Source organism: Nocardia tengchongensis (assembly GCF_054781395.1).
Genome location: NZ_BAAGUM010000006.1, coordinates 1,480,273 through 1,505,284, shown reverse-complemented (window position 1 = coordinate 1,505,284; position 25,012 = coordinate 1,480,273). Strand labels below are relative to the sequence as shown.

The 25,012-nt window shown below is 69.0% G+C and carries 25 protein-coding genes; 11 read left to right on the top strand and 14 right to left on the bottom strand.

The features are described from left to right. Both ACYVKL_RS17845 and ACYVKL_RS17840 read left to right on the top strand, forming a co-directional pair. Window positions 1–1,203, top strand: coding sequence for a L,D-transpeptidase (locus tag ACYVKL_RS17845; RefSeq protein ID WP_379165773.1), 1,203 nt, complete (start codon window positions 1–3; stop codon window positions 1,201–1,203). A 40-nt stretch (window positions 1,204–1,243) separates the two neighbouring features. Continuing rightward, window positions 1,244–2,578, top strand: coding sequence for a phthiocerol/phthiodiolone dimycocerosyl transferase family protein (locus ACYVKL_RS17840; RefSeq protein ID WP_379164711.1), 1,335 nt, complete (start codon window positions 1,244–1,246; stop codon window positions 2,576–2,578). A 56-nt stretch (window positions 2,579–2,634) separates the two neighbouring features. On the opposite strand, the gene ACYVKL_RS17835 is transcribed toward ACYVKL_RS17840, so the two are convergent. The 5 genes from ACYVKL_RS17835 to ACYVKL_RS17815 all read right to left on the bottom strand — a co-directional run bounded on the left by ACYVKL_RS17835 (window position 2,635) and on the right by ACYVKL_RS17815 (window position 7,792). Further along, entirely contained in the window at window positions 2,635–4,221 is a 1,587-nt protein-coding gene (locus ACYVKL_RS17835; RefSeq protein WP_379164709.1) for a class I adenylate-forming enzyme family protein, read from the bottom strand. Further along, window positions 4,218–4,970, bottom strand: a complete 753-nt coding sequence (locus ACYVKL_RS17830) for a glycosyltransferase family 2 protein (protein WP_246598315.1) — start codon at window positions 4,968–4,970, stop codon at window positions 4,218–4,220. The genes ACYVKL_RS17835 and ACYVKL_RS17830 overlap by 4 nt, the downstream gene beginning before the upstream one ends. 31 nt (window positions 4,971–5,001) lie before the next feature. Beyond that, window positions 5,002–5,883 (bottom strand): hypothetical protein, encoded by an 882-nt coding sequence (locus ACYVKL_RS17825; RefSeq protein ID WP_379164707.1) that lies wholly within the window; start codon window positions 5,881–5,883, stop codon window positions 5,002–5,004. A gap of 6 nt (window positions 5,884–5,889) precedes the next feature. After that, a complete protein-coding gene (locus ACYVKL_RS17820) occupies window positions 5,890–6,924 on the bottom strand; it encodes a 3-oxoacyl-ACP synthase III family protein (protein WP_379164705.1) in 1,035 nt (344 codons plus the stop codon). 133 nt (window positions 6,925–7,057) lie between these two features. Continuing rightward, the gene (locus tag ACYVKL_RS17815; RefSeq protein ID WP_379164703.1) at window positions 7,058–7,792 is read right to left on the bottom strand and encodes an SDR family NAD(P)-dependent oxidoreductase; all 735 of its coding nucleotides are present in this window, start codon (window positions 7,790–7,792) and stop codon (window positions 7,058–7,060) included. Between the two features lie 59 nt (window positions 7,793–7,851). Between ACYVKL_RS17815 and ACYVKL_RS17810 the strand changes: the two genes are divergently transcribed. The 6 genes from ACYVKL_RS17810 to ACYVKL_RS17785 all read left to right on the top strand — a co-directional run bounded on the left by ACYVKL_RS17810 (window position 7,852) and on the right by ACYVKL_RS17785 (window position 14,826). Next, on the top strand, window positions 7,852–8,679 hold the full coding sequence (locus tag ACYVKL_RS17810; RefSeq protein ID WP_379164701.1) for an alpha/beta fold hydrolase: 828 nt from the start codon (window positions 7,852–7,854) through the stop codon (window positions 8,677–8,679). Window positions 8,680–8,762: 83 nt separating this feature from the next. Next, complete coding sequence (mshA, locus tag ACYVKL_RS17805) at window positions 8,763–10,145, top strand: D-inositol-3-phosphate glycosyltransferase (RefSeq protein ID WP_379164699.1); 1,383 nt, start codon at window positions 8,763–8,765, stop codon at window positions 10,143–10,145. Continuing rightward, window positions 10,142–10,720, top strand: coding sequence for a type III secretion system chaperone family protein (locus ACYVKL_RS17800; RefSeq protein ID WP_379164697.1), 579 nt, complete (start codon window positions 10,142–10,144; stop codon window positions 10,718–10,720). The genes mshA and ACYVKL_RS17800 overlap by 4 nt, the downstream gene beginning before the upstream one ends. 135 nt (window positions 10,721–10,855) lie before the next feature. Beyond that, complete coding sequence (locus ACYVKL_RS17795; protein ID WP_379164695.1) at window positions 10,856–11,743, top strand: ROK family protein; 888 nt, start codon at window positions 10,856–10,858, stop codon at window positions 11,741–11,743. Window positions 11,744–11,797: 54 nt separating this feature from the next. Continuing rightward, on the top strand, window positions 11,798–12,535 hold the full coding sequence (locus ACYVKL_RS17790) for a phosphoglyceromutase (RefSeq protein WP_379164693.1): 738 nt from the start codon (window positions 11,798–11,800) through the stop codon (window positions 12,533–12,535). A 242-nt stretch (window positions 12,536–12,777) separates the two neighbouring features. Beyond that, window positions 12,778–14,826, top strand: coding sequence for a CocE/NonD family hydrolase (locus ACYVKL_RS17785; RefSeq protein ID WP_379164691.1), 2,049 nt, complete (start codon window positions 12,778–12,780; stop codon window positions 14,824–14,826). Between the two features lie 79 nt (window positions 14,827–14,905). Here the strand turns inward: ACYVKL_RS17785 and ACYVKL_RS17780 are convergent, their stop codons facing one another. The 3 genes from ACYVKL_RS17780 to ACYVKL_RS17770 form a co-directional block, all read right to left on the bottom strand. Further along, window positions 14,906–15,943: a medium chain dehydrogenase/reductase family protein gene (locus ACYVKL_RS17780; protein ID WP_379164689.1), complete on the bottom strand. Its 1,038-nt coding sequence runs from the start codon at window positions 15,941–15,943 to the stop codon at window positions 14,906–14,908. 81 nt (window positions 15,944–16,024) lie between these two features. Further along, a complete protein-coding gene (locus tag ACYVKL_RS17775; RefSeq protein ID WP_379164687.1) occupies window positions 16,025–16,588 on the bottom strand; it encodes a TetR/AcrR family transcriptional regulator in 564 nt (187 codons plus the stop codon). Between the two features lie 16 nt (window positions 16,589–16,604). After that, complete coding sequence (locus ACYVKL_RS17770; RefSeq protein ID WP_379164685.1) at window positions 16,605–17,282, bottom strand: NADPH-dependent F420 reductase; 678 nt, start codon at window positions 17,280–17,282, stop codon at window positions 16,605–16,607. A gap of 90 nt (window positions 17,283–17,372) precedes the next feature. Between ACYVKL_RS17770 and ACYVKL_RS17765 the strand changes: the two genes are divergently transcribed. The 3 genes from ACYVKL_RS17765 (at window position 17,373) to ACYVKL_RS17755 (ending at window position 19,861) form a co-directional block, all read left to right on the top strand. Then, window positions 17,373–17,759, top strand: coding sequence for a winged helix-turn-helix transcriptional regulator (locus ACYVKL_RS17765; protein WP_379164683.1), 387 nt, complete (start codon window positions 17,373–17,375; stop codon window positions 17,757–17,759). Window positions 17,760–17,924: 165 nt separating this feature from the next. Further along, entirely contained in the window at window positions 17,925–19,175 is a 1,251-nt protein-coding gene (locus ACYVKL_RS17760) for a sensor histidine kinase (protein ID WP_213559132.1), read from the top strand. After that, window positions 19,172–19,861, top strand: a complete 690-nt coding sequence (locus ACYVKL_RS17755; RefSeq protein ID WP_213559133.1) for a response regulator transcription factor — start codon at window positions 19,172–19,174, stop codon at window positions 19,859–19,861. The genes ACYVKL_RS17760 and ACYVKL_RS17755 overlap by 4 nt, the downstream gene beginning before the upstream one ends. A gap of 101 nt (window positions 19,862–19,962) precedes the next feature. On the opposite strand, the gene ACYVKL_RS17750 is transcribed toward ACYVKL_RS17755, so the two are convergent. From ACYVKL_RS17750 to ACYVKL_RS17725, 6 genes are all read right to left on the bottom strand, one after another. Then, the gene (locus tag ACYVKL_RS17750; protein WP_379164681.1) at window positions 19,963–20,319 is read right to left on the bottom strand and encodes a hypothetical protein; all 357 of its coding nucleotides are present in this window, start codon (window positions 20,317–20,319) and stop codon (window positions 19,963–19,965) included. A gap of 247 nt (window positions 20,320–20,566) precedes the next feature. Further along, entirely contained in the window at window positions 20,567–21,097 is a 531-nt protein-coding gene (locus ACYVKL_RS17745; RefSeq protein ID WP_379164679.1) for a hypothetical protein, read from the bottom strand. Window positions 21,098–21,151: 54 nt separating this feature from the next. Next, the gene (locus ACYVKL_RS17740) at window positions 21,152–21,790 is read right to left on the bottom strand and encodes a hypothetical protein (protein ID WP_379164677.1); all 639 of its coding nucleotides are present in this window, start codon (window positions 21,788–21,790) and stop codon (window positions 21,152–21,154) included. Between the two features lie 38 nt (window positions 21,791–21,828). Continuing rightward, on the bottom strand, window positions 21,829–22,608 hold the full coding sequence (locus ACYVKL_RS17735) for a hypothetical protein (protein ID WP_379164675.1): 780 nt from the start codon (window positions 22,606–22,608) through the stop codon (window positions 21,829–21,831). A 216-nt stretch (window positions 22,609–22,824) separates the two neighbouring features. Then, window positions 22,825–23,958: a hypothetical protein gene (locus ACYVKL_RS17730; RefSeq protein WP_379164673.1), complete on the bottom strand. Its 1,134-nt coding sequence runs from the start codon at window positions 23,956–23,958 to the stop codon at window positions 22,825–22,827. Between the two features lie 106 nt (window positions 23,959–24,064). Further along, window positions 24,065–24,994, bottom strand: coding sequence for a DUF3109 family protein (locus ACYVKL_RS17725; RefSeq protein ID WP_379164671.1), 930 nt, complete (start codon window positions 24,992–24,994; stop codon window positions 24,065–24,067). Window positions 24,995–25,012 lie beyond the last annotated feature (18 nt).

Here is a 25,012-nt window from a genome sequence, read left to right as displayed (position 1 = left end):
ATGCGGGCCGCACTGGTGGCGTCGACAGCGGTCATCGCGGCGGCGTGTTCGTCGTCCGGCAAGGGCGGCGGAACGGCAAAACCGGCTGAACCCGTCGCGACCGTGAAATTGGAACCGGCCGCCGGAACCGAGCACGTCAACCCGACTGTGCCGGTGTCGGTCACCGTCACCAACGGCCGCATCGACCAGCTGGCGCTGACCAACGCCAACGGCAAACAGGTAACCGGCACCTTCGATGCCGCTCGCAGCAAGTTCACGGTGAACGAGCCGCTCGGGTACGGCGTCACCTACACCTGGTCGGGCACCGCCATCGGCACCGACAACAAGCCGGTCGCCATCGACGGCAAGTTCAGCACCGTCAGCCCCAAGAACACCGCCCCCGCCACCGTCAATATCGGTGACGGTCAGGAGGTCGGCATCGCGGCCTCGATCATGCTCCAGTTCAAGGGGCACATCGAGAACAAGGCCGCCGTCGAGAAGGCGCTCACCGTCACCGCCACCCCGGCCACCGAAGGTTCGTGGGCCTGGCTGCAGGACGACAACGGCGGTTCCCGCGTGCACTGGCGGCCCCGCGAGTACTGGCTGCCCGGCACCACCGTGCACCTGGGCGCCAAGCTCTACGGCCTGGACATGGGCGGCGGCCTGTTCGGCGACTCCGACCTCACCTCCGACTTCCGCATCGGCCGCTCCCAGATCGTGAAGGCGGCCGCGCCCACCCACCGCGTGCAGGTGGTGCGCGACGGCGCGATCCTGTTCGACTTCGCGTGCAGCTACGGCGAAGGCAATGAGGATCGCAATGTCACGCGCTCCGGCATCCACGTGGTGACCGAGAAGTACGAGGACTTCATGATGTCGAACCCGCCGTTCTACACGAATGTGCGGGAACGCTGGGCGGTGCGCATCTCCAACAATGGCGAGTTCATTCACGCCAATCCGCAATCGGCCTCCGCCCAGGGCAATTCGAATGTCACCAACGGCTGCATCAACCTCAGCACCGCCGACGCCCAGGCCTACTTCCCGACCGCCCTCTACGGCGACCCGGTCGAGGTCACCGGAACCCGCATCCAGCTGTCCGCGGCCGACGGCGACATCTACGACTGGACCATGGACTGGGAAACCTGGAAGGGTCTGTCGGCCCTGCAGGGCGAGCCGCACCAGATCTCGGCCACCCCGCTCCCGCCGCAGCCCGTCGGCGGTCGCTGAAAACCTTTGCGCTGGCTGCCGACCCGGATAGGGTCGGCGGGTGCGCGCGCTGAGCCCTTCCGAGCGATGGTTCTGGATCATCGACCGGCTGTCCCCGGCGAATTGCAGCGCGCGCATTCGCGTACACGGGTGTGTTCCCGCCGGGCGGCTGGAATCCGCCGCGGCGGCCCTGGTCGCGGAATATCCGTTGCTGCGCATGGGGATTTCCGACAACGCCGGCCGTGATCCGTGGTTTCGGCCGCTCCCGGAGCCCGGAATTCCGGTGCGGCGGATGGAATCCCGCGATTCCGAGGCGTGGGAGCGGGTACTCGACGCCGAAATGGCGGAGCCGATCGATTCCCGGAACGGGCCGGCGCGCATCACCGATATCGCTGTCGGGGCCGGGACCGGCGACGAATTCCACGACATCGTTCTCACGGTCTCCCACATCATCGCCGATGGCCGCTCCCTGATCGCGTTGCTGCGCAAGCTGATCGACCACGCGGCTGCGGAAACGCCCACCCCGGCACCGCCGCGGGCTCCGGTACCGCCCGCGGACGACCTGATTCCCGCCGGGGCGCGTGGACTCCGGAGGTGGGCGTATACGACGCTGGCCGACCAGATCGCGGGCATGGTGCACCGTCCCGTGCTGCTGTCGGGTGTGGAAGCGCCGCTACCGGTGCGACGGACCCGGGTCGTGCATCGGGTGCTGGGCCGGGAGGCCTTGGCGCACTTGGTGGCCGATTGCCGCAGTGCCGGGGTGACCGTGCACGGGGCGCTGGCCGCCGCAGTGGCCGACGTGGTCGGCCGCACGCGCTCCGATGGCCCAGGTGCCGGGGCACGCGGCGTCGTGGGCGTCGGGTCGCCGGTGGACTTCCGGGAATCGCTCACTCCGCGACCGGATTCCGAGGAGTTGGGGGTCTACGCACCGGTTCTGGTGGGATTCGTGCCGTTCGGGCCGGGCGTCTCGCTCTGGGATGCGGCGCGGGCGGCGAAGCGGCAACTGGAGCGTGGGGTGCGGCAGCGGCGGCACCTGGCCACGGTGGCGGGGATGCGGTTCGGGACGCCGCGGGCGCTGGAATCCGGTCGGCGGCTGGCGGAAATGGTGGATCGCCGGGCGCCGTGGAATGTGTCGGTCACCAATCTGGGGCGGGTGGAGGTCGCGGAAACGGCCGGGGCGTGGCGGCTTTCGGGGTTGCGGGTGGTCGCGTCGAATTCGTGCGTGAGCGTGCTGACGGTCGCGGTCACGACGGCGCACGACGAAATGCACCTCGGGTTCTGTTATGCGGAGCCGGTGCTGTCCGAGTCGCGGGCAACGGAATTCGCGGACACCGTGCTGGCCGTCCTGCGGCAGCGCCCCGATCCGTCGGGTGAGCCGCGCGGGACGAGTGGGTAGACAACGCCGTTCCGCGGGCCCGCCTCGCGCTGGGTGAGGGGCTGCTCCGGGAGCGCTCAGGCGAGCTCGCGCAGGCGGGCGCGGAGCTCGGCGCGGTCCGGCTTGCTGGTGCGGCCGCTGACCGGGATCTCGCTGACCAGCACGATGTCGTCGGGTAGCGCGGAAACGTCGATGAGGGTGGGTAATTCGCGGCGAAGCCGGGCCTCGATGCCGGTGGCGTGCGGGTCGGCGACCACGGCCAGCACGATGCGCTCGTCGCCGATCTCGTTCGGCAGGCCGATCATGACGGCGTCCCGCACGCCCTCGACGCCCGCGATCACCGGTTCGTACAGGCCCGGATAGATATTGGTCTTGCCGCGGATCATCATGTCCTTCTTGCGGCCCATCAGCACCAGGGTGCCGCCCTCGAAGCGGGCCAGGTCGCCGGTGGCGATCTCCTTCAGCGGTGGTTCGCCGAGGTAGCCGCGGCACAGGTTGGGGCCGGAGAGGATGAGTTCGCCGTCGTCGGCGAGACGCGCGTCCACGCCCTCGACGGGGAAGCCGAGCGGGTCGCCCGGGCCGTCGAAGTCGAGTTTGTCGGCGGCGGAAGTGATTGCCACCGGCAGGATCTCGGTCATGCCGTAGACGGCCAGGAACTCGGTGTCCGGGAGGGCGGCGCGAGCCCGGCGCAGCAGCGCGGTGGTGACGGGTGCGCCGCCGAGGGAGATCTCCTCGAGGTGCTTCGGCGCGGTCAGCCGTCCGGCCTCGATGGCGTCGAGGACCACCGCCAGGTCGGCGGGGGTGAAGAAGGCGTGGGTGGCGGAGTCGGCGCCGCCCGCGGGTCCGAGGGTGCGCGCGAAACCGATCGGATCGATGTGGGTGCTGAAACGCGGATAGCGCGGCAGCGACCAGCGGGCCCCTTCCAGCACCGCGGGCAGGCCCATCATCAGCTGTTCGGTGTGCAGGTGCGAGCCGGGCATCAAGGTGGTGCAGCCGGCCATGGCGGCCAGACCCGCGCCCAGCGAACCGCGAGTGTGCACCACGGCTTTCGGGTCCGCGGTGGTGCCGGAGGTGAAGACGATGAGCGCCTCGGCGTCGGGATCGTCGACGGGCGCGTCGACGGTGGCGGCGGTGGCGGGTCCGGACCAGCCCGGTTCGGAGCCGATCAGCCGGCCCAGCGGAATGGAGCCGCGCGGCGTGCCGGGCAGCCGCGGCCCGCTGTGGATGTGCCGCACCGGCAGCCGCCCGAATTCGGGCAACGACAGGCCGAGGCGGCGGCCGTACCGTTGCAGCGGGCCGCTGAGCAGGTACAGCACCGATTCGGTGGCGGCCCACGTGGGCCGCACCGATTCGAGTCGGCGCGCGAACAATTCGGGGCCGACGCCCGGGTCCACGAACACGATGGTGCCGCCCGCCGCGACGGTCCCGAACACCAGCACCACCGCGTCCACGCACGGCCGGATGGAGAACAGCATCCGGTCCCCGGGCCGGAAGCCCTGGCTGTGCAGCCGTTTCACCACCAGCCGGATGCGGGCGTCGAGTTCGGCGAAGGACAGCGGCTGTTCGCCGATCATGCCGAGGGCGGGGGCGTCGGGGCTGCGCAGCACCTGGTCGCGCAGCAGGGTGACGAAATCCTCGCCCGCCGAGTGGTATCCAGCGGTCACCGGATGTCCACCAGCTCCGGTTTGTAGCGGTGGTCGGCGTACCAGGCGAGGGTCTTGCGCACACCCCAGGCTCGCACGCGCCGATTCGAGCCGTACACCCGCACGTCCCGTCGCAGTCCGTAGTCGGTGGTGAGCATGCGGACCGCGTTCACCAGGGCCCGGTCTTCGTGCAGTTCTTCGATGGCGGTGCGCGGGAAGCCGCCGGCGGCCTCGTACAGTTCGGCGGTGATGGCCATATTGCAGCCGGGCGTCATGACGTACGGGCCGAGGTAGCGCGGATCCTGGTTGCCGGGCCGGAGTTTCCCGAATTGCGTCGCCACCTCGAGCGCGACCCGGATGATGGTGCGGTCCAGCAGGCGTACGCCCTCGTCGGTGCGGGGGATGAGCTGTCCGCTGACCAGCCGCAGTCCGGAGTCGAAGGCGGCGCGGATCCGCGCGGTCCAGTCGGGTGCGGGCAGGCAGTCGGCGTCGGTGCGGGCGAGCAGGCGCGCCCCGGCCGCGATGGCGTGGCGCATGCCGGTGTCGGCGGCCGCGCCGGTGCCCTTGCGGTCCTCGGTGACGATCTCGATGCGCGGGTCCGGGTGGGCCGCGGCGAAGTCGCGCACCACTTTCGCGGTGGCGTCGGTGGAGTTGTTGTCCACCACCAGCAGGGTGAAGTCGCGGTCGTGCTGGCCGGCGAGGGCGGCCAGGGTGGCGGTGATGCCGTGTTCCTCGTTGTAGGCGGGCACGATCACCCACAGGTCGTTCATGGCCACTCCCTGCTGAATTACTTACCGCTGCTTATGGTTTCGGTAGGCGGTACGCGATGGCGGCGGCCGAGGGGCCCGCTCCCGCGGCCACGAACAAGGCTACGTCGGCGTGCTCGAGCTTGCCGCTGTCGCGGGCTGCCAGGTAGGCGACGGGCAGCGCCGAGGTGTGCGCGTCGCCGTCGGTGTCGTCGGCGCTGATCGCGTCGGGGGCGATGCCCAGGCGCTCGGCGAGCCGGGCGGGGAAGCCGGGGGTGGGCCGCCCGCAGATGAGGACGGTGCGGTCCAAGGGTGCGTCGGCGACTTCGAGGGCTTCGGTGGCGGCCGAGATCGCGTGGTGCAGTAGCGCTTCGATGTCGCCGGGGCGGTCGACGGTGATCGAGGACCGGCCGGTCGTGCCCATCTCGGGTAGTCGCACGAACCCCTCCGCCGCGGGCCGCCCGTCGGTGGCGCTGATGTGCAGCGCCCCGAATCCGGCCGCGCCGGGCGTCTGCTCCAGCAGCATCGCCGCGCCCACCGGCTTGATCGGGAATCCCGGCTGCGGCGCCGGCGATTTCGACGGATGCGCGTCACCGGACACCAGCAACACCCGGTGCACGGTCGGCGCCTCCAGCAGCGCCTGACTGACCTGGATGGCATTGAGGATGCCGCAGGCCCCGTTCATCAGGTCGAAGGACAGGCACGGCACATCACCGCTGCGATACTCCAGCCCGATGCCCGCCTGCTGCTGAATCAGCGCGGACATGGCCGGTTCCACCATGTTCGAATCACGGTAGACGCCGGTATTGATCAACGCGTCGATCTGCTCGGGCGTACTGCCCGCCTCCGCGATGGCCCGGCGCGCCGCGGCCGCCGCCTGCTCGATCGAGCTGCCGCCGCCGATTTCGGTGGCAATGGCAGAAATAACGATTCCCATGCTGCCTCACACCCGCAGATCGCCGAGCGTCACCGACAGGAACCCGGCCACTACACCGGAGGCCGCGGGCACCATCAGTACTTTCGCCCCGGACGCTATCCGCTGTTGTTTGAGCGCGTCGTGCAAAACCACGAAATGCGAGGTCGACGCGGTGTTGCCGTACCGATCGAGCACCATGAGCGCGGGCGGCACCGGGGCGTCGAATTCGCGTTCGGCGATCTTCGACACCAATTCGACAGCGGGCGCGCTGAATTGATGATGAATCACGTGGTCGTAGCCTTCAGCCGCGAAACTGCTGCCCTGCGCGGCGAGGACATCGCGCTGCCGGGTGGTCCACAGCAGGTAGCGGGCTTCGTTGTGCATGGCCCGGTTGTCGGTGTAGAGCGCGATGCCGGAACTGCGGTCACTCGGCATGCCCAGGCACAGCTGCGCGAAACCGGCGCTGGTATTGAGTTCGATGTGGTCGATGCCTTCGTCCGCACTGCCCTCGCCGTCCAGCACGACCGCGGCCGCGCCGTCGCCGACGGTCAGGGAGGCGAACTGCGGATCGTATTTCTCCGACATCTCGCGCACCGCGGTATCGGAGATGGGGGTGATGTACTCGCCCGAGACCACCAGGCCGCGTTTCACGATGCCCGCGCGAATCATGCGGTCCAGCACCAAAACTCCGCTCATCATGCCCGCGCAGGCATTGGAGACGTCGAAGTGGATGGCCCCGGTGGCGCCGAGTTCATTGCGCAGCAGGAGCGCGAACGAGGGCTCCACCCAGAATTCGTCACCGTGAATTCGCGTGATGGAGCAGGAGATGACGATATCCAGATCGGCGGCGTCGTAGCGCGAATTGTCCAGCGCGGTCCGGGCCGCGGCCATCGCCACGGTGAACGAATCCTCGTCCGCCGCGCAGCGGCGGCGGTGCCGCACGCCGCTGATGCGTTCCAGGTCGATGGGGGAGTCGACGGCCAGTTGGGCCAGCAGCTCCGCGGTCGATGTCTCGGTGGCGGGCAGGTAGGAACCGACCGCCTCGATTCGTGATCTCACCATCTGCATCGCTCCAAGCCGCCCTCGGTTGCGGGGGACGCTAGCAGTGCGCGGTGCTCGGAATCCGGTTTTGAAAAATCAGTGATTCAGATCATGGGAGGTGAACCGCGAAGCGGCACAACACAACTGCGACCGGTCAGGAACGACGCGCGAAACGACCCGGTCCGGCCTGATCCCGCGGGGTGACCGTGATGGTGTCCAGATTGACGTGCGGCGGGCGCGACGCCACGAAACCCACCACCTCCGCGATGTCCTGCGCCACCAGCGGATCGATGCCCTGATAGACGCTCGCCGCCCGGTCCGCGTCACCGGCGAAACGCACCAGCGAGAACTCCGTCTCCACCGCGCCCGGCGCGATCTCGGTCAACCGCACCGGCTGACCGAGCAGCTCACCGCGCAACGTCCGATGCAGCACCGCCTGCGCGTGCTTGGCCGAGGTGTAGCCGGAACCGTTGTCGTAGGCGTGGAAGGCGGCGATCGAGGTGATGGTGACGATCAGGCCGTTCCCCGACGCGATCAGCTTGGGCAGCAGCGCCTTGGTGAGCCGCAGCGTGCCCAGCACATTGGTCTCCCACATCCAGCGCCAGTCGTCCAGATCGGCCTCCGACACCGGCGCCAGGCCCTTCGCGCCGCCGGCATTGTTGACCAGCACCTCGCAGTGCTCCACCGCGTCGGTGAACGCGCGCACCGACGCCTCGTCGGTCACGTCCAGCGCCAGCGCGGTGCCGCCGATCTCCTCGGCCAGCTTCTCCAGCCGCTCGACCCGCCGGGCTCCCACATAGACGTGATACCCCTGCTTGGCGAGTTCACGGGCGGTTGCCTCGCCGATACCCGAACTGGCTCCGGTCACCACAGCGGTACGAGTGCTCATGCCTCTGAGCTTAGGCAGGGCGTGTCGCCGGTGGGTCGCGGGTGGTTAGCCTCACTGCTATGGCTATTCGGGAAGCAGTGAGCGCGGACGGCACGACCATCGTCTACCGGGTGACGGGCCCGGAAGGGGCGCGGCCCCTGGTCCTGCTGCACGGCTGGTCCGGAAACCTGCTCTGCTGGGGACGGGCCGCGGACCTGCTCGCCGAGCAGTTCCGGGTGATCGCGGTCGACCTGCGCGGGCACGGCTACTCCGACGCCCCCGAGACCGGCTACGACGACCCGAAGAACTGGGCCGCCGACATCGCCGCCGTACTGGCCGCCGAGGACATCACCGCGGGCGCGCTGCTGCTCGGCTGGTCCTACGGCGGCATCGTCGTCTCCGACTACCTCACCGCCCACGGCACCGGCGCCCTCGCTGGCGTCGTCTACACCGGTTCACAGGCGAATATCGGCCGCGGCGTGCCGGGCGCGGAAACCGGCCCCGGCATGGGCAAGGCCATTCCCGACGTCTTCGACGAGAGCGCCGGCAAGGCTATGCGCGGTTTCGCCGCCTTCGGCAACGCCAACACCGGCCCCGGCCGCGACAAGGGCCCCGACGCCCAGCGGCTCTTCGGCGGCAGCATCGCCACCCTGCCGCGGGTGCGCAAGGCGCTGTTCTATCGGACCGTCGACAACACCGACACCCTGCGCGGCCTCGACATCCCGGTGCTGGTCCTGCACGGCACCGCCGATCCGGTGGTCCCGATCGAGAACGGCCGCCACATCGCCGCCAGCGCTCCTGAGGTGCGGACCTCCTATTGGGAGGGCGCCCAGCACGGGCTGTTCATCGAGGATCCGGAGCGATTCGTCGCCGAGATCACCGCCTTCGCGACGGACCTGCGTCGATAGCGGAGTTGCATTCACCCTGACGAATATCCTTGTGAGTCAGGTCACTTGGGAAGGTAACCCGTGCATGAGGCGTTGTATACCCCGTGCACACTGAAGTGGTGAGTCAACGCGGAGACCTACGGCCGAATCGGATTGCCGTGCTATCCGTGCACACCTCGCCCCTGGCGCAGCCCGGCACCGGCGACGCGGGCGGCATGAACGTCTACGTCCTGCAGACGGCCGTCGAACTCGCCCGCCGCGGCACCGAGGTGGAGATCTTCACCCGCGCCACCTCCTCCAATGACGAACCCGTCGTCGAGGCCGCACCCGGCGTGCTGGTCCGCAATGTGGTCGCCGGGCCCTTCGAAGGGCTCGACAAGTTCGACCTGCCGACCCAGCTGTGCCCGTTCGCGGCCGAGGTGCTGCGCACCGAGGCCCGCAACCTGCCCGGCCACTACGACCTGATCCACTCGCACTACTGGCTGTCCGGCCAGGTCGGGTGGCTCGCGCGGGACCGCTGGCGGGTGCCGATGGTGCACACCGCGCATACCCTGGCCGCGGTCAAGAACGCCTTCCTGGCCGAGGGCGACTGTCCCGAGCCCGCTGTCCGCGAGATCGGCGAGAAGCAGATCGTCGCCGAGGCCGACCGGCTGGTCGCCAACACCGGGGAGGAAGCCCGCCAGCTCGTCGAGCTGTACGGCGCCGACCCCGACCACATCGACGTGGTGCTGCCCGGCGCCGACCTCACTCGCTACCACCCCGGCGACAAGCTCGCCGCCCGTGCCGAGTTCGGTCTGCGCGCCGATGAGCGCATCGTCGCCTTCATCGGCCGCATCCAGCCGCTCAAGGCCCCCGACGTGCTGGTCCGCGCCGCCGCGCAGCTGCTCGCGCAGGAGGCCGCGCAACCGGTCCCGCCGGCGCGCCCGCTGCGCGTGGTGATCGTCGGCGGACCTTCCGGCAGCGGCCTGGAGCGACCCAACGCGCTCATCGAACTCGCTGCGGCCCTGGGCATTTCGGATCGCGTCACCTTCCTGCCGCCGCAGCCCGCGCACCGGCTGGTGCAGGTGTACCGCGCCGCCGACCTGGTCGCGGTGCCCAGCTACAACGAGTCCTTCGGACTGGTCGCCATCGAGGCGCAGGCCAGCGGCACCCCGGTGCTCGCCGCCGACGTGGGCGGGCTCGGCACCGCCGTCCGGGACGGAATCTCCGGCCTGCTGGTCCCCGGCCACCGCACCGACGACTGGGCCGACGCGCTCGGCTCCATGCTCGCCGACCCGGTCCGGCTCGAACTCATGGGCGCGGCCGCGGTGGAACACGCCGCCAACTTCTCCTGGGCCCACACCGCCGACGGGCTGCTCGACAGCTACTCCGCCGCGCTGTCCCAGGCTCGGGGCAACCGGGTTCGCACCGGTAACCTGCATACCGACAGCAATCAGGCCAGATCGCAGTCGCTGTGGCGGCGGCGGACGGGAGCGGTACGCAGATGAGTGAGGCCGAGCGCGACTGGACGCCGCGCCCGCACGCCAGCAGCGGCGGTCTGAACGACGAAACCGCCCGTGCCACGGCACAACTCATCGACGAGACGCTGCGCGAACGCGAGATCGAGTACAGCCGCGAGGCCCCCGACCTGTTCGTGGTGGTGCTGCCCGGGGAGCGCAAGCTCAAGACCGTCATCGGCGTCAACGTCGGCAAGCACGGCGTGCGCCTGGAGTCCTTCGTCTGCCGCAAGCCCGACGAGAACTTCGAGGGCGTCTACAAATTCCTGCTCCGCCGCAACCGCCGCCTCTACGGCGTGGCCTACACCATCGACCGGGTCGGCGACATCTACCTGGTCGGGCGCATGTCCAACGACCGCGTCACCCCCGACGAACTCGACCGCTGGCTCGGCCAGATCCTCGAGGCCGTCGACGCCGACTTCAACACCCTGCTCGAACTCGGCTTCGCCGAATCCATTCGCAAGGAATGGAAATGGCGGGTGTCGCGCGGCGAATCGCTGCAGAACCTCCGCGCCTTCGAACACCTGATTGACGGCGCCGACACGATGCCTCGTATGCCAAGCTGAGCGCTGATTTCGTAACGGTCGAGGTAACTTCTCGGGGACGTCCAAGATTGTTTCGGCTCCCAGCCGCCGGCCCGCAATGCCAACGCTGACGAATCTGAGCCGTGCGCTGAAGGCGCGGAGAGGCGGGGGAGGCCCGTGGTTGCGATTGCGCTGGATATCGGAGCGACCAAATTCGCGGCGGCGACCGTGGATTCGAATGGAGTACCCGAAAATCCGCAACGGATCGCGGTGCCCGAATCCGGCGTATGGGCGGCCTGTCATGAATTGCTGACCGCCGTGGCCGCCGGGCAGCGCGTGACCTCCGTCGGGATCGGGTCGGCCGGACCGGTCGATATCGCCGCCGGCGTCAGCGGGCCGCTCAATATTCCGGAATGGGCCGCCGGGTTCCCACTGGTGGAATCCGTCCGGAAACTGTTTCCGGAGGCCGAGATTCGATTCGCGATCGACGGGGCCTGCCTGGCGCTCGCCGAACAACGGCTGGGCGCGGCGCGCGGCGCGGACAACGCGCTCTGCATGACCGTGTCCTCGGGCATCGGCGGCGGTGTCATCAGTGACGGCCGAGTCGTCATGGGCCGCACCGGCAATGCCGGACATGTGGGCCACATCGTGGTGCCCGGCAATGAAGAGCCCTGCGCCTGCGGCGGATTCGGCTGCGTGGAGGCCGTCGCCAGCGGCAAGTCCGCGGTGCGCTGGGCCCGGCGGCAGGGCTGGACCGGCACCACCGGGGTGGAACTGGCCGCGGCCGCGCGGGCGGGCACACCGATCGCCGTCGCCGCGCTGGAGCGGGCCGGCACCGCCATCGGGGCGGCCGTCGCCTCGGCGGCCGCGCTGCTCGACACCGACCTGGTGGTCATCGGCGGCGGCTTCGCGCAATCCGGGGAACCGCTCTGGGGTCCGCTGCGGGCCGCGGCCGCCGCACACGCCCGGCTGGCCTTCTTGCGCGAACTGCGGGTGACTCCGTCCGAACTGACCGATCAAGCCACCCTGCGGGGGGCCGCGATTCTCGCGCTCCCGGGCGCATAACCGCAGCCCGAGGGCAGCGAATGGGGTCGCGGCCCCACGTGGGAAGATGACCCCATGACGTACACCCTCGTGCTTCTGCGCCACGGCGAGAGCGAATGGAATGCCCTCAACCTGTTCACCGGCTGGGTGGACGTTCGCCTCACCGACAAGGGTGTCGCCGAAGGCAAGCGCGCCGGCGAACTGCTCGCCGAGCACGGGATTCTGCCCGACATCGTCTACACCTCGCTGCTGCGCCGCGCGATCAGCACCGCCAACAACGCCCTCGACGCCTGCGACCGGCACTGGATTCCGGTGGTCCGCGACTGGCGTCTGAACGAGCGCCACTACGGCGCCCTGCAGGGCAAGAACAAGGCGGAGATCAAGGAGCAGTACGGCAACGACCAGTTCATGCTGTGGCGTCGCAGCTACGACACCCCGCCGCCGCCGATCGAGGCCGACAGCGAATACAGCCAGGACGGCGACCCGCGCTACGCGGGCATCGAGGTCCCGGCCACCGAGTGCCTCAAGGACGTCGTCGCCCGCATGGTCCCGTACTGGGAGGACACCATCGCGAACGACGTTCGCGGCGGCAAGACCGTTCTCGTTGCCGCGCACGGTAATTCGCTGCGCGCGCTGGTGAAGCACCTGGAGAACATCTCCGACGAGGAGATCGCCGAACTCAACATTCCCACCGGCATTCCGCTGAAGTACGAGCTGGACGAGAACCTGCGCCCCATCGGCCCGGGCGTCTACCTGGACCCGGAGGCCGCCGCGGCCGGCGCCGCCGCCGTCGCGAACCAGGGCGGAAAATAGTTTCACCCTGAAATACTCGAAATAATGCCCCGCCCAAAGTGATTGGGCGGGGCATTATTGTTTTCGGATTTCAATGTGATACGCATCTCACTACGCGTCCGTAGGGTATTCCCAACGCTCACACAACAATTTGCCGTTTCTTCGGCTGGTCGAATCAGTACCTGTAACCGGGGTTTGCAACTTACTTCTCAGTAGATATGCTGCTGGGCGTTCGACCATCCGCGAGAGGTAGATCACGTTCGATGAAGCACGCGCTACGGGCCACGGTGTTAGCCGCCACGGCCGCTCTGCTCCTGCCTTTGACCGGCATCACAGCCGATGCCATCACCCCCACCGGACCCGACGGCGGCGCCGCCGGAGTCGCGTGGACCAACACCCAGGACGGGGCACAGCAGTACCCCAACGTCTTCATCGAGTGGGACGTCCCGATCACCATGAGTGACGGCACCGTCCTCAAGGGCAACGTCTACCACCCGGCCGACGCCGCGGGCCGTCCCATCGACACCCCGACGCCGACCGTGCTCAACATGACGCCCTACACCAAGCTGGTGTCGAACGTCGCCGACAGCGCCTTCTCCATCCCCGGGCTGTCCGACGCGCTCCTGAACGTCTTCCGCAACATCCACCTCGACGGCACTCCGCTCACCGGCTTCGGTGAACTGCTGAACGCGGCGGGCAACGGCGAACTCCGCAACTTCTCCGTCGACCGTCAGCTCATCAAGTCCGGCTACACGCAGGTCGTCGTGGACGTGCGCGGCACCGGATTCTCGCAGGGCGAATGGGACATGCTGCGCGGCCGCGAACAGCAGGACACCATCGAGACCATCGACTGGGCGTCCAAGCAGCGCTGGTCCAATGGCCGCATCGGCATGAGCGGCCTGTCCTACAGCGCCATCAACCAGGTGCAGGCCGCCGAGAAGCAGCCGCCCGCGCTGAAGGCCATCTTCCCGATCGTGCCCGGCAGCGACCTTATCGACGACGTGCTCGCGCCCGGCGGCGGCTTCGGCTTCAACTTCATTCCACTGTGGCTGTCGGCCATCAACGGCCTCAAGTGGGTGCCGGACCTGGCCTCGATCGCCGCGGGCACCTTCGACTTCAAGTGGCTGCAGGATCGCGTGGACGATCCCTTCGGCTACCTTGACGTGCTCATGTCGGCCTACACCTCCACCACCATGGAGAGCCTCGACCCGCGCGTGAAGGACATGCTCAACGGCCTCACCCAGGACCGCCAGGAATGGCTGGGCGACCCGAGCAGGATTCAGATCCCGACCTTCGTGACCGGCGGCTGGCACGACCTGTTCACCTACTCGGAATCCAAGATCTACAACCAGATTCCGCTGCCGCCCGGCCAGAAGCAGCTGCTCATGGGCAACACCTACCACGTCACCTCCGGCGCGGACGTCAACCGCGTGGGCGCACCGCCGCGCCTGGACGTGCTGCAGCGCGCCTGGTTCGACAAGTGGCTCAAGGGCATCGACAACGGCATCGACCAGTACGGCCCGGTGACGCTCAAGACGCAGGGCGGCGGCTGGGACACCCAGGGCGGATTCGGGCCCACCGCACCGGCTTCCGAGGCGGCCGAATACCGCCGCATGTACTTCTCCGCGCAGTCCTCCGGCACCGCGAACAGCCTGCACGACGGCTCGCTCACCGCGGCCGCCAACGGCGACGCCGACCGGCTCACCGTCGCGCCCGGCCTGACCACCGTCTGCTCCAACGACGCCGCCCAGGCCAGCGCGGGCATCCTGAACCTGATCGACGGCTGCTCCAAGGACTCTCGGGTCGCCGAGACCAACGCGCTCACCTTCACCAGCGCGCCGGTCGCCGAGGCCACCACCATCTCGGGCCCGATCGCGGTGCACCTCAACACCGTTCAGGACGCCGCCGACGGCTACTGGACCGTCACCGTCAACGACGTCGCCCCCGACGGCCAGTCCACCGTGCTCACCTCCGGCGAGCTCATGGCCTCGCTGCGCCAGGTCGACGAGGCCCGCAGCACCCGGTCCCCGAACGGCGACTACACCGACCCGCGCGCCTTCACCTCCCTGGACAAGCGCCAGGAGACGGTGCCCGGCGAGGCCACCACCCTCGACATCGCGCTCGGCGGCACCCAGGCCGTTCTGCAGCCCGGACACCGGCTGCGCGTGGACGTCTTCGCCGGCAACTTCCCCAAGGGCCTGCCCATCCTGCCCATGCTCATCGACACCGGCCTGAAGCCGCAACACCTGCAGCTCGACGCCGACCGCCCGAGCTTCGTGAACATCCCGGTCCGCGGCGACACCGGCTGGTGACCCCGTCCCACCGGGACTGAATCCCCGAGCGTGCACAACGGCGTGCACGCCCGGGGTTTTTCTTTTGGGCCACGGTATTTCAGGATTCCGTGTCGCCGATCAGGACGACTTTGCCGGTGACGGTGCCGGATTCGGCGAGCGTGAGCGCACGAGCCGCCTCCCGCAACGGGATTCGAGCCGCGATCTGCGGGTGCAGCGCGCCGCGTTCGGCGAGTTCGAGCACCGCGCCGAGGTCCTCGGCGATCCGCGAGCGGAACCGGGCGAGCCGGCGGCGGCCGGCCCAGATGTTGTAGAACGACGCATTCCGCTTGTTGGGCAGCACGTTCCACCACAACAGCCGCGCGAACAGCTTCAGCACCGGCAGGCGGGAATCGCCCTCGTCGTTCTTGGTGGACGCGGTGCCGTAGGAGACGAGGCTGCCACCGGGGGCCAGCAGCTCGAACGAATCCACGATGCCGGGACCGCCGACGTGATCGAAGACCGCGTCCACCCCGCCGGGCGCGAGCGCCCGCACCTGGGCGGTCACGTCCCCGCGATAGTCCACCGGCTGCGCGCCGAGCGCGGCCACCGCGTCGGCGTTGCGTGCCGACGCCGTCCCGATCACCCGGATCCCCGCCGCGCGCGCCAGCTGCACCAGTGTCGAGCCGACACCGCCGTTCGCGCCGTGCACCAGAATGGTCTGCCCGGCACGGACTTTCGCCGTCCGGTGCAGCATCTGCCAGGCGGTGATGCCGTTGACGACGAAGGTCTCGGCCGCGTCGGCGGCCAGCCCGTCCGGCACCGGCACCAGATCGCCGGCGGGGACCGTGAGGTGACTGCTCCAGCCGCCGATCTTGGTCAGCGCCGCCACCCGGCGGCCGATCAGCGCCGGATCGACCCCGGCCCCCACCGCCAGCACGGTGCCGACGATGTCGTAGCCGGGCACGAACGGGAACGGCGGCTGGTCGTAGTACTTGCCGCGGCGCATCTGCTGCTCGGCGAAGGACACGCCCGTCGCCTCCATGCGCACCAGTGCGTCGCCGGCTCCGGGCGGCGGCAGTTCGCGGTCGGTGACGGTCAGGCCGGCCGGCTCGACCCGGCCCGGCAGTACGACCTCGGTAGCGGTGATGTTCGACATCGGACTCTCCCTTCGGGATGAGTGATCGGTCAATCACTCTGTGGTCAAAAGAAAGCGCCCTCGGGCAAGGGCGCGGGAAGCTCAGTTGAAGTGGCGGATACCGGCGGTCAAGGTGGCCGCCCAGGGGCCTTCGCTCGCGTCCAGGCCGAGGGTGGTGATCAGGTGGCACAGCTGGCCGTAGGCCATGAAGTGCTGCACCTGCTCACCCGTCCCGCCGGAACGCCGCTCGGCGAACTCGGTGACCCGTTGCAGGCCGCGGCGCACGGCCTCGGCGATATCGGGCACGTCGGCCGCCGAGAGGGCGTGGACCTGCAGCATGAGCAGGGACTTGTCGACGATCAATTCGGCGTAGGCCCCGCCCATTTCGTGCAGGACCTGCTCCGGATCACCGCCCGGCGTCCGGGCGGCTCCGGCGGCCAGCGCCCCCTCGACCCGCTCGAAACACCGGTCCAGCGCGGCGACGAACAGCTCCACCTTGCTGGGAAACAGCTTGAACACGTACGCGGGGGAGATCCCGGCCGTCGCGGCGACGGTATTGATCGGGGTTCCGTGGAATCCGGTCTTGGCGAATTCGGCGATGGCCGCGTCCAGTACGGCCTCCCGCCGAACATCCGATGTGGAGAGTGCGACCCCGCGCCTGTTCATGTGAGTGACCGTACACTCACTCTCGGTTCATCGGCAACCCCTCCGAGTCGTCGGGCACGGCGAAAGCCGACTCGAGCGGCGGGAACATGGCCCGCGCGTCGTACCCCGTGAACCACAGCCCGACCACGAAAGCCGCGGTGGCTTCCAGGTATCGGGCCCGGGCCAGGCCGCCCGCGGGAACCGGGCGCAGTTTCAGGTCCTCGGCCAGGCCCGCCACGGCCGCCACCGCCGCCGCGTCGTCGCCGCACAACGCGACCGTCAGGGGGCGGCCCTCGAACTCGCGATCCGGGCCCGCCCACACCTCGGCGGCGAGCAGATTGAACGCCTTGACCACCCGGGCTCCCGGCGCGGCCGCCGAGATGCGTTCGGCCACCGCGGGTTCGGACAGGCCGAAGCCGCCGGTATCCGGTGCGAAGGCATTGGTGCAGTCGATCAGGATGCGGTCCGCGAAGGTTTCGCGGTGCGCGGTCAGGATCTCGTCCAACGCCGGGACCGGGACCGCGAGCAGGGTGGCGTCGCCGAAACTCGCCGCCTCGGCGATGGTGGCGGGCCGCGCGCCGGGCCCGATATCGGCGGCGGCCGCGGCCGCCGCGGTGGAAGTCCGTGCGCCGACGGCGATCTCGTGACCGGCCGCGGCCCAGCCGCCGCCGAGAGCGCGGGCCATCTGCCCCGCGCCGAGGATTCCGATTCGCATGTCATCTCCTTGGTTGTGGCTTGCACCGTCGACGCTAGGAATTCCGAAGCGCACTCCCGGGTGCCCAACGGCGGTGGCAGGCTGGATGTCATGACGGTCGAGAGGGCCGAACCGGTGCGGTTCACCGAATACGGCGGCTACGAATCCGACTGCCCGGCGCGCCTGGCGGTGGACATCTTCGGCAATTCGTGGCTGACAGTGATCGTTTACACACTGCGGGAGGGTCCGATGCGGCCCGTGGAATTGCGGCGGGCCATCGGTGGCATCAGCCAGAAGATGCTCACCCAGACCCTGCGGCGCATGCAGACGATGGGGTTGCTGGAACATCGCCGGTATGCGGAAGCTCCACCGCGCGTTGAGTATTCGCTGACCGCCGCGGGCCGGGATCTGCTCGGGCCGATCTTCGCGCTGGGGGAGTGGGCGGACCGCCACGGGGACGCCGTCCGGGCGTCGCTCTACGGCGATCAGGAGGACTGAACGGCCGCCCCGAAAGTGGTTGCCGCAAGGGCGCTCACCTGCCGCGACACGCTGACCGAACATTGTGTGAACACCCGGCTAACGAGGGTGGAAGGACCCATGACCTGCGTGAAACTTCCTGCACCCGGGGTTTGACCTCGCGTCGGCGACCGTACGATTCAAAGTGTGAGCGTTCCACAGGCCGTGCTTTTGGCAGTCCTGGCGGCCGTAGTCGGACTGGCCGTCGGAGGACTGCTCATCCCGTATGTGAACGCTCGCCAGGAACAGCGCCGAGCCGCCACCGACACCGGGCTGACCATGTCGCAGGTCCTCGACCTGATCGTGCTCGCCTCCGAATCCGGCATCGCCGTGGTCGACCAGTACCGCGACGTGGTGCTGGTGAACCCGCGCGCCGAGGAACTGGGCGTCGTCCACGACCGCCTGCTCGACGAACGCGCCTGGACCGCGGTCGAACAGGTGCTGGCCGGCGGCCAGGACGTGGAGTTCGAACTGACCGCCAAGATCCCCATGCCCGGCCGCGCCCGCCTCGCTGTCCGAGGAGTTGCCCGGCCGCTCTCCCAGGAGAACCCGAACTTCGTGGTCCTGTTCGCGGACGACGACTCCGAGCAGGCCCGCATGGAGGCCACCCGCCGCGACTTCGTCGCCAACGTGAGCCACGAACTCAAGACCCCCGTCGGCGCCATGAGCCTGTTGGCCGAGGCGTTGCTGGAATCCGCGGACGACCCCGACTCGGTGCGGCACTTCGGTGAACGCCTGCACGGCGAGGCCCGCCGCATGGGCAAGATGGTGACCGAGCTGATCGCGCTGTCCCGCCTGCAGGGCGCCGAACGGCTGCCCGACCTCGAGGCCGTCGACGTCGACACCGTCGTCACCCAGGCCATCGAGCGCTCCCGCACCACCGCCGAAGCCGCCGGCATCACCGTCTCCACCGACGCCGGCAGCGGCCTCGAGGTGCTCGGCGACCAGACCCTGCTGGTGACCGCGCTGTCCAACCTGGTCGAGAACGCCATCGCGTACTCGCCGCGCGGCTCGCACGTGTCGGTGAGCCGGGCGCTGCGCGGCGGCTACATCAATATCGCCGTCACCGACCGCGGCATCGGCATCTCCAAGGAAGACCAGGAACGCGTCTTCGAACGCTTCTTCCGGGCCGACAAGGCGCGCTCGCGTGCCACCGGCGGTACCGGCCTCGGGCTGGCTATCGTCAAACACGTGGCGGCCAACCACAACGGTGAGATCACCCTGTGGAGCAAACTGGGCACCGGATCCACGTTCACCCTGCGTGTCCCGGCCCACCCTGCCGATTCCAACGGGCAGGTCGACAAGAGACTTGCCGCCGGGGTTCCGGCGGCCAAGAAGGAAATCGGCCAGCGCCCCCTCGGGCGGGCCAGAACCAACGGTGTGGAGGCAACCCGATGACGAGTGTGCTGATCGTCGAGGACGAGGAGTCGCTGGCCGATCCGCTCGCGTTCCTGCTGCGCAAAGAGGGGTTCGAGGTCACCGTGGTGGGCGACGGCCCGTCCGCGCTGGCCGAATTCGATCGCTCCGGCGCGGACATCGTCTTGCTCGACCTGATGCTGCCCGGCATGAGCGGCACCGACGTGTGCAAGCAGCTGCGGGTGCGCGGCAGCGTGCCGGTCATCATGGTGACCGCGCGCGACAGCGAGATCGACAAGGTGGTCGGCCTGGAACTGGGCGCCGACGACTACGTCACCAAGCCCTACTCCTCGCGTGAGCTGATCGCCCGCATCCGGGCCGTGCTGCGCCGCGGCGTCGGCGACGAACCCGACAACGGCAACGAGACCAGCGTGCTCGAGGCCGGCCCGGTGCGCATGGACGTGGACCGCCACACCGTGCAGGTCAACGGCAAGGCGGTGACGCTGCCGCTCAAGGAATTCGACCTGCTCGAATACCTGCTGCGCAACTCCGGTCGCGTGCTCACCCGCGGGCAGCTCATCGACCGCGTCTGGGGAGCGGACTACGTCGGCGACACCAAGACCCTCGACGTCCACGTCAAGCGTCTGCGCTCGAAGATCGAATCCGACCCGGCCAAGCCCGAGCACCTGGTCACCGTGCGCGGCCTGGGCTACAAGCTCGAGGCGTAGCACCCACTCGTACGAAAACCCGCCCGCTTCGAATTCGTGAAGCGGGCGGGTTTCGTCGTTCTCCCCGACCAGTTTCCGGGCTTACCCGTTCGGCCGGCGAATCAGGCGTTCGGGTCCGACTTCATGGTGTAGACCCACGCCGGGCCGAGGCCGGGCAGTTCCTGCTTCTCCAGGATCATCCAGCCCAGGCCCGGGTTGTCCTGCTGCATGCAGTCGTACCAGGCCACGTCCGCGCCATTGCCGCGGCAGGCGATGGTGTGGCTGGTGCCGTACGGGCTCACCACGATCTGCTTGCCGGCATCCTTGGCGCTCAGCACGGCCGGGTCGTTGTACACCACGAAATCGGCGGTGCGATCGGAGAACGCGGTCGGATCGGTGTTATCGGCGAACGCCTGCGGTGCAATGGCGATAACGGCACCGGCGGCCAGAGCGGAGACGGCGAGGATTTTCTTGATCATGGCCACGATGTTTAACACGCTCCGGTGAATTCGCAATAGCGGAACGATGTCCGGCGCACTTCCGGCCATTCACAACGCGAGGTCACCGGACCGGCGGAAATGCGAAATATACTTCTGTGCAGCCTGATTCGATTGCCGCCGACCGGCACCCGTTGTTCACCTGCCGGACACCATGGGTACCGTCACAACGCGAACGGGCGTGACAGGTTCCGGAGCACCCGTCACGCCCGATCGATCGAAGCGGTTGCTAGCTGCTGCCGAGCAGGCCGCGCAGCAGGCTGCCGACCAGGGTGCCCGCGCTGCCGGTCGCACTGCCGCTGCCACCGCTGCCGGTCGACGGCTTGGTGGTGGTCGGGGCGGTCGTGGTCGGCGTCGTGGTGGCGGGCGGCGTCGTGGTCGGCGGCGTGGTGGTGCCGCCGGCCACGTTGACGATCAGGGTCTGCGTGCTGCTGCCCTGCGAGGCCGTGATGACGTGCTGGCCCGGGGTGGTGGGCGTCCAGTCGAGGCTCGCGTTGTACGGCGGCCACGGCATCTTGCCGGCCGGGGTGAGCGCGGTGCCGTTGTCGTTCCAGTACACCAGCAGACCGAAGGACGCGCCCGACAGATCGGCGTGCAGCGAGTAGGTGCTGCCGACCGTCGGAGCGCTGTCGGAAATGGTGATGTTGTCGACGGTGGCGTTCGCCGCCGGCGCCATGACGACCGCGACCGCGGTCGCCGAGGCGACGGCTAGACCGGCCATCCCGGCCCCGAGCACACGGCCCGGAGAATTGCTGCGCATAGGTACTCCTCTGTCGTTACTAGCGCTTGTGCCCCAAGGGAATTGGGGAATCGGTCAGAGACCGAAGGGCAGACCGTTGGCGCTACCCGTGCCGCCACCGCTCGGGGGGTTGGTGGTCGTGGTGGGCGGCGTCGTGGTGGTGGTCGGGGGAGCCGTCGTGGTGGTCGGATCCGTGGTGGTCGTGGTCGGCGGCACCGTGGTGGTGGTAGTCGGCGGGACCGTGGTGGTCGTGGTCGGCGGCACCGTGGTCGTGGTGGTCGGCGGGACCGTCGTCGTGGTGGTCGGCGGGACCGTCGTCGTGGTGGTCGGCGGCGTCGTGGTGCCGCTGCCCACGTTCACGACCAGGGACTTGGTCGAGCTGCCCTGGGACAGGGTGATGACGTGCTGACCCGCGCTGGACGGTGTCCAGTCGGTGCTGGAGTGGTACGGCGGCCACGGCACCTTGGAGGCCGGCGAGGTGATCGGGCTGCCGTTGTCCTCCCAGTAGACGAGCAGGCCGAAGGAGGCGCCGGAGAGGTCGGCGCTGAGGGTGTAGGTCTGGCCGACGGTCCAGTTCGAGCCCGAGATGGTGATCGAGTCGACGGTCGCGTGGGCTTCGGGGGCCTCGTGGGCCTGCATGGCCAGGGCGCCGCCGGTGACGATGGCGAGGCCCGCCAACCCGGCGCCGAGACGGCGGGCGGTGGTGGTGCGCATGTGTACTCCTGTGTGTACCAAGGTAATTCGGAGAAGAATCAGAGGCCGAAGGGCAGGCCGTTGGCGCTACCGGTACCGCCGCCGCTCGGCGCGGGCGTGGTGGTGGTCGGCGGAGTCGTCGTCGTGGTGGGCGGCGCCGTCGTGGTGGTCGGATCCGTGGTGGTCGTCGTCGGCGGCACCGTGGTGGTCGTCGTCGGATCCGTCGTGGTGGTCGGGGGGACCGTGGTCGTCGTCGGCGGGACCGTGGTGGTCGTCGGCGGCTCGGTCGTGGTGGTGGGCGGAACCGTCGTCGTGGTGGTGGGCGGTTCGGTGGTGGTGGTCGGCGGGACCGTGGTGGTGGTCGTCGGCGGGACCGTGGTGGTCGTGGTCGGCGGGACCGTCGTGGTCGTCGTCGGGGGGACCGTGGTCGTGGTGGTCGGCGGCGCGGTCGTGGTGGTGACGCCGCTGCTGACGTTCACGACCAGGGATTTGGTCGAGCTGCCCTGCTTCAGCGTGATGTTGTGCTGGCCCGGGGTGGTGGGGGTCCAGTCGGTGCTGGAGTGGTACGGCGGCCACGGTACTTTGGAGGCCGGGGAGGTGATGGCGTTGCCGTTGTCTTCCCAGTAGACGAGGAGGCCGAAGGAGGCGCCGGAGAGGTCGGCGCTGAGGGTGTAGGTCTGGCCGACGGTCCAGTTCGAGCCCGAGATGGTGATCGAGTCGACGGTCGCGTGGGCTTCGGGCGCCTGATGCGTGGCCAGGACCGAGGCGGCGCCGGTCGCGATGGCCAGAACGGCCAGTCCGGCGCCGAGGTGGCGGCCGCCCAAGGGGATTTTGCTCACTATTGCGTTCTCCTGTGCTGCAACCCGGCTGGGGTAGGGGTCCGACGCACAGTAAGTGAACAGGGGTGTGAAATCGATACTTTTCAGAAAATTACTGGCAAGTATTCCGCAATTTTCTTCAGCGCCGCGCCCTCTTGGGCGCATTAACGCTGGTCACAGGATCGGCCACGGCCCGAGCGGCGGCGGATAGCCACTCGGGCCGAGGGCCGGTCTCGGTCAGAGCCCGCGGGGCAGACCGTTGGCGCTACCGGTACCGCCGCCGCTCGGCGCGGGCGTCGTGGTGGTCGGCGGAGTCGTGGTCGTGGTGGGCGGAGCAGTGGTGGTGGTCGGCGGAGTCGTGGTCGTGGTGGGCGGAGCAGTGGTGGTGGTCGTCGGGTCCGTGGTGGTGGTCGGCGGGACCGTGGTCGTCGTGGGCGGGACCGTGGTGGTCGTCGTCGGATCGGTGGTGGTCGGGGGAACCGTTGTGGTGGTGGGCGGTTCGGTGGTGGTGGTCGGCGGGACCGTTGTCGTGGTGGTGGGCGGAACCGTTGTGGTGGTGGGCGGAACCGTTGTGGTGGTGGGCGGTTCAGTGGTGGTGGTCGGGGGAACCGTTGTGGTGGTGGGCGGTTCGGTGGTGGTGGTGGGCGGAACCGTTGTGGTGGTGGGCGGTTCAGTGGTGGTGATTGGGGGAACCGTTGTGGTGGTGGGCGGTTCGGTGGTGGTGGTCGGCGGGACCGTTGTCGTGGTGGTGGGCGGAACCGTCGTGGTGGTCGGCGGTTCAGTGGTGGTGATTGGGGGAACCGTTGTGGTGGTGGGCGGTTCGGTGGTGGTGGTCGGCGGGACGGTCGTCGTGGTGGTCGGCGGGACCGTGGTCGTTGTGGTGGGCGGGACGGTCGTTGTGGTGGTGGGCGGGACCGTGGTCGTGGGCGGGACGGTCGTCGTGGTGGTGGGCGGGACCGTCGTCGTGGTGGTCGGGGGAACCGTGGTGGTGGTGGGGCTGGCCACGTTCACGACCAGGGTGTTGGAGGAGCCGCCCTGTTTGAGGGTGATGGTGTGCTTGCCCGGGGTGGTGGGGGTCCAGTCGGTGCTCGAGTGATACGCCGGCCACGGCACCTTGGAGGGTGGGTTGGTGATGGCGCTGCCGTTGTCCTGCCAGTAGCAGAGGAGACCGAATTCCCAGCCGCTCAGGTTGGCGCTGAGGGTGTAGGTGTGGCCGACAACGGGGTTCTGGTCGGAAATCGTGATCGAGTCGACCGTGGCGTTGGCGGCGGGGGCCTCATGCGTGACGAGGACCGAGACGGTCCCGGTAGCGATGGCCAGAGCGGACAGTCCGACACCGAGGTGGCGGCCGCCCGTGGGGATTTTGCTCACTTTGCGTACTCCTGTGCTGCGACCCGTGGGGGTGGGGCCGGACGCACAGTAAGCGAGCAGCAATGTGAAATTTTGAGTTTTCAGAAAATTACCGGCAAGTAATCCGCTACCTCTTTGCGGGCCGTGCCTTCTTCGCCGGCTTCGCGCTGGTCGCCGGGCTGTTCTCGGCGGCCGCGCGGGCGTCGGCGGCCTTCTCCTGGGCGATGGCCGTGGCCGGGTGCACCGCCACGATGCCCAGACCCTGTCGCCGCCGGCAATGGTGGGCCAACTCGTCGTAGGCGGGCTTGCCGATCAGCTCGATCAATTCGGGCGCGTAGGCCTCCCACACCGGCCGGGTGCCGACGTGCGCGTCGGGTGAGCCGGTGCAGTACCAGTTCAGGTCCAGACCGCCGGGTCCCCAGCCGCGCCGGTCGTACTCGCCGATCGAGGTGCGCAGGATCTCCACCCCGTCGGGGCGGTCCACCCACTCCTGGGTCCGGCGGATCGGCAACTGCCAGCACACCTCCGGTTTCACGGTGAGCGGCTCCAGGCCCTTGCGCAACGCCATGGTGTGCAGCGCGCAGCCGATGCCCTCGCTGAAACCGGGGCGGTTGAGGAAGATGCAGGCGCCGTCGAAACGCCGGGTGCGCAGCGCGGGCTCGTCGTCGAGGTCGTCCTCTTCGAGGTACAGCTTCTTGCGGACTCGGCCCTGGTCGTCGGTCGCCTCGCCCATCAGCTGCCAGTCCTCGGGTGTGAGCATTTTCACAGCCCGGTGCAGCTTCTTGCCGTCCTCCTCGTCGGAGAGAAACGCGCCGTGCGAGCAGCAGCCGTCGTTCTCGCGGCCGTCGATGATGCCCTGACATGCCGGTGTGCCGAAAACACAGGTCCAGCGCGAGAGCAGCCAGGTCAGATCGGCCGCGATCAGATGCTCGTCATTTGCTGGATCGACGAATTCGATCCACTCGCGCGGGAAGTCGAGATCCACTTCGGGCGCCGGGTCGATCTTCGCCGCTGGTCGCAGCCCGGTCGGTCCGCTCGCCGATGCCCCTGTCGTCACAACGCGGAACGCTAACAG

Bases quoted from the DNA above. Each gene is read 5' to 3' on its own strand.
- ACYVKL_RS17785 (WP_379164691.1), top strand. From the start codon at position 12,778: ATGAAGCACGCGCTACGGGCCACGGTGTTAGCCGCCACGGCCGCTCTG.
- ACYVKL_RS17790 (WP_379164693.1), top strand. From the start codon at position 11,798: ATGACGTACACCCTCGTGCTTCTGCGCCACGGCGAGAGCGAATGGAAT.
- ACYVKL_RS17755 (WP_213559133.1), top strand. From the start codon at position 19,172: ATGACGAGTGTGCTGATCGTCGAGGACGAGGAGTCGCTGGCCGATCCG.
- ACYVKL_RS17825 (WP_379164707.1), bottom strand. From the start codon at position 5,883: ATGGGAATCGTTATTTCTGCCATTGCCACCGAAATCGGCGGCGGCAGC.
- ACYVKL_RS17780 (WP_379164689.1), bottom strand. From the start codon at position 15,943: ATGTCGAACATCACCGCTACCGAGGTCGTACTGCCGGGCCGGGTCGAG.
- ACYVKL_RS17750 (WP_379164681.1), bottom strand. From the start codon at position 20,319: ATGATCAAGAAAATCCTCGCCGTCTCCGCTCTGGCCGCCGGTGCCGTT.
- ACYVKL_RS17740 (WP_379164677.1), bottom strand. From the start codon at position 21,790: ATGCGCACCACCACCGCCCGCCGTCTCGGCGCCGGGTTGGCGGGCCTC.
- ACYVKL_RS17775 (WP_379164687.1), bottom strand. From the start codon at position 16,588: ATGAACAGGCGCGGGGTCGCACTCTCCACATCGGATGTTCGGCGGGAG.
- ACYVKL_RS17800 (WP_379164697.1), top strand. From the start codon at position 10,142: ATGAGTGAGGCCGAGCGCGACTGGACGCCGCGCCCGCACGCCAGCAGC.
- ACYVKL_RS17745 (WP_379164679.1), bottom strand. From the start codon at position 21,097: ATGCGCAGCAATTCTCCGGGCCGTGTGCTCGGGGCCGGGATGGCCGGT.
- ACYVKL_RS17770 (WP_379164685.1), bottom strand. From the start codon at position 17,282: ATGCGAATCGGAATCCTCGGCGCGGGGCAGATGGCCCGCGCTCTCGGC.
- ACYVKL_RS17830 (WP_246598315.1), bottom strand. From the start codon at position 4,970: ATGAACGACCTGTGGGTGATCGTGCCCGCCTACAACGAGGAACACGGC.
- ACYVKL_RS17845 (WP_379165773.1), top strand. From the start codon at position 1: ATGCGGGCCGCACTGGTGGCGTCGACAGCGGTCATCGCGGCGGCGTGT.
- ACYVKL_RS17765 (WP_379164683.1), top strand. From the start codon at position 17,373: ATGACGGTCGAGAGGGCCGAACCGGTGCGGTTCACCGAATACGGCGGC.
- ACYVKL_RS17820 (WP_379164705.1), bottom strand. From the start codon at position 6,924: ATGGTGAGATCACGAATCGAGGCGGTCGGTTCCTACCTGCCCGCCACC.
- ACYVKL_RS17810 (WP_379164701.1), top strand. From the start codon at position 7,852: ATGGCTATTCGGGAAGCAGTGAGCGCGGACGGCACGACCATCGTCTAC.
- ACYVKL_RS17815 (WP_379164703.1), bottom strand. From the start codon at position 7,792: ATGAGCACTCGTACCGCTGTGGTGACCGGAGCCAGTTCGGGTATCGGC.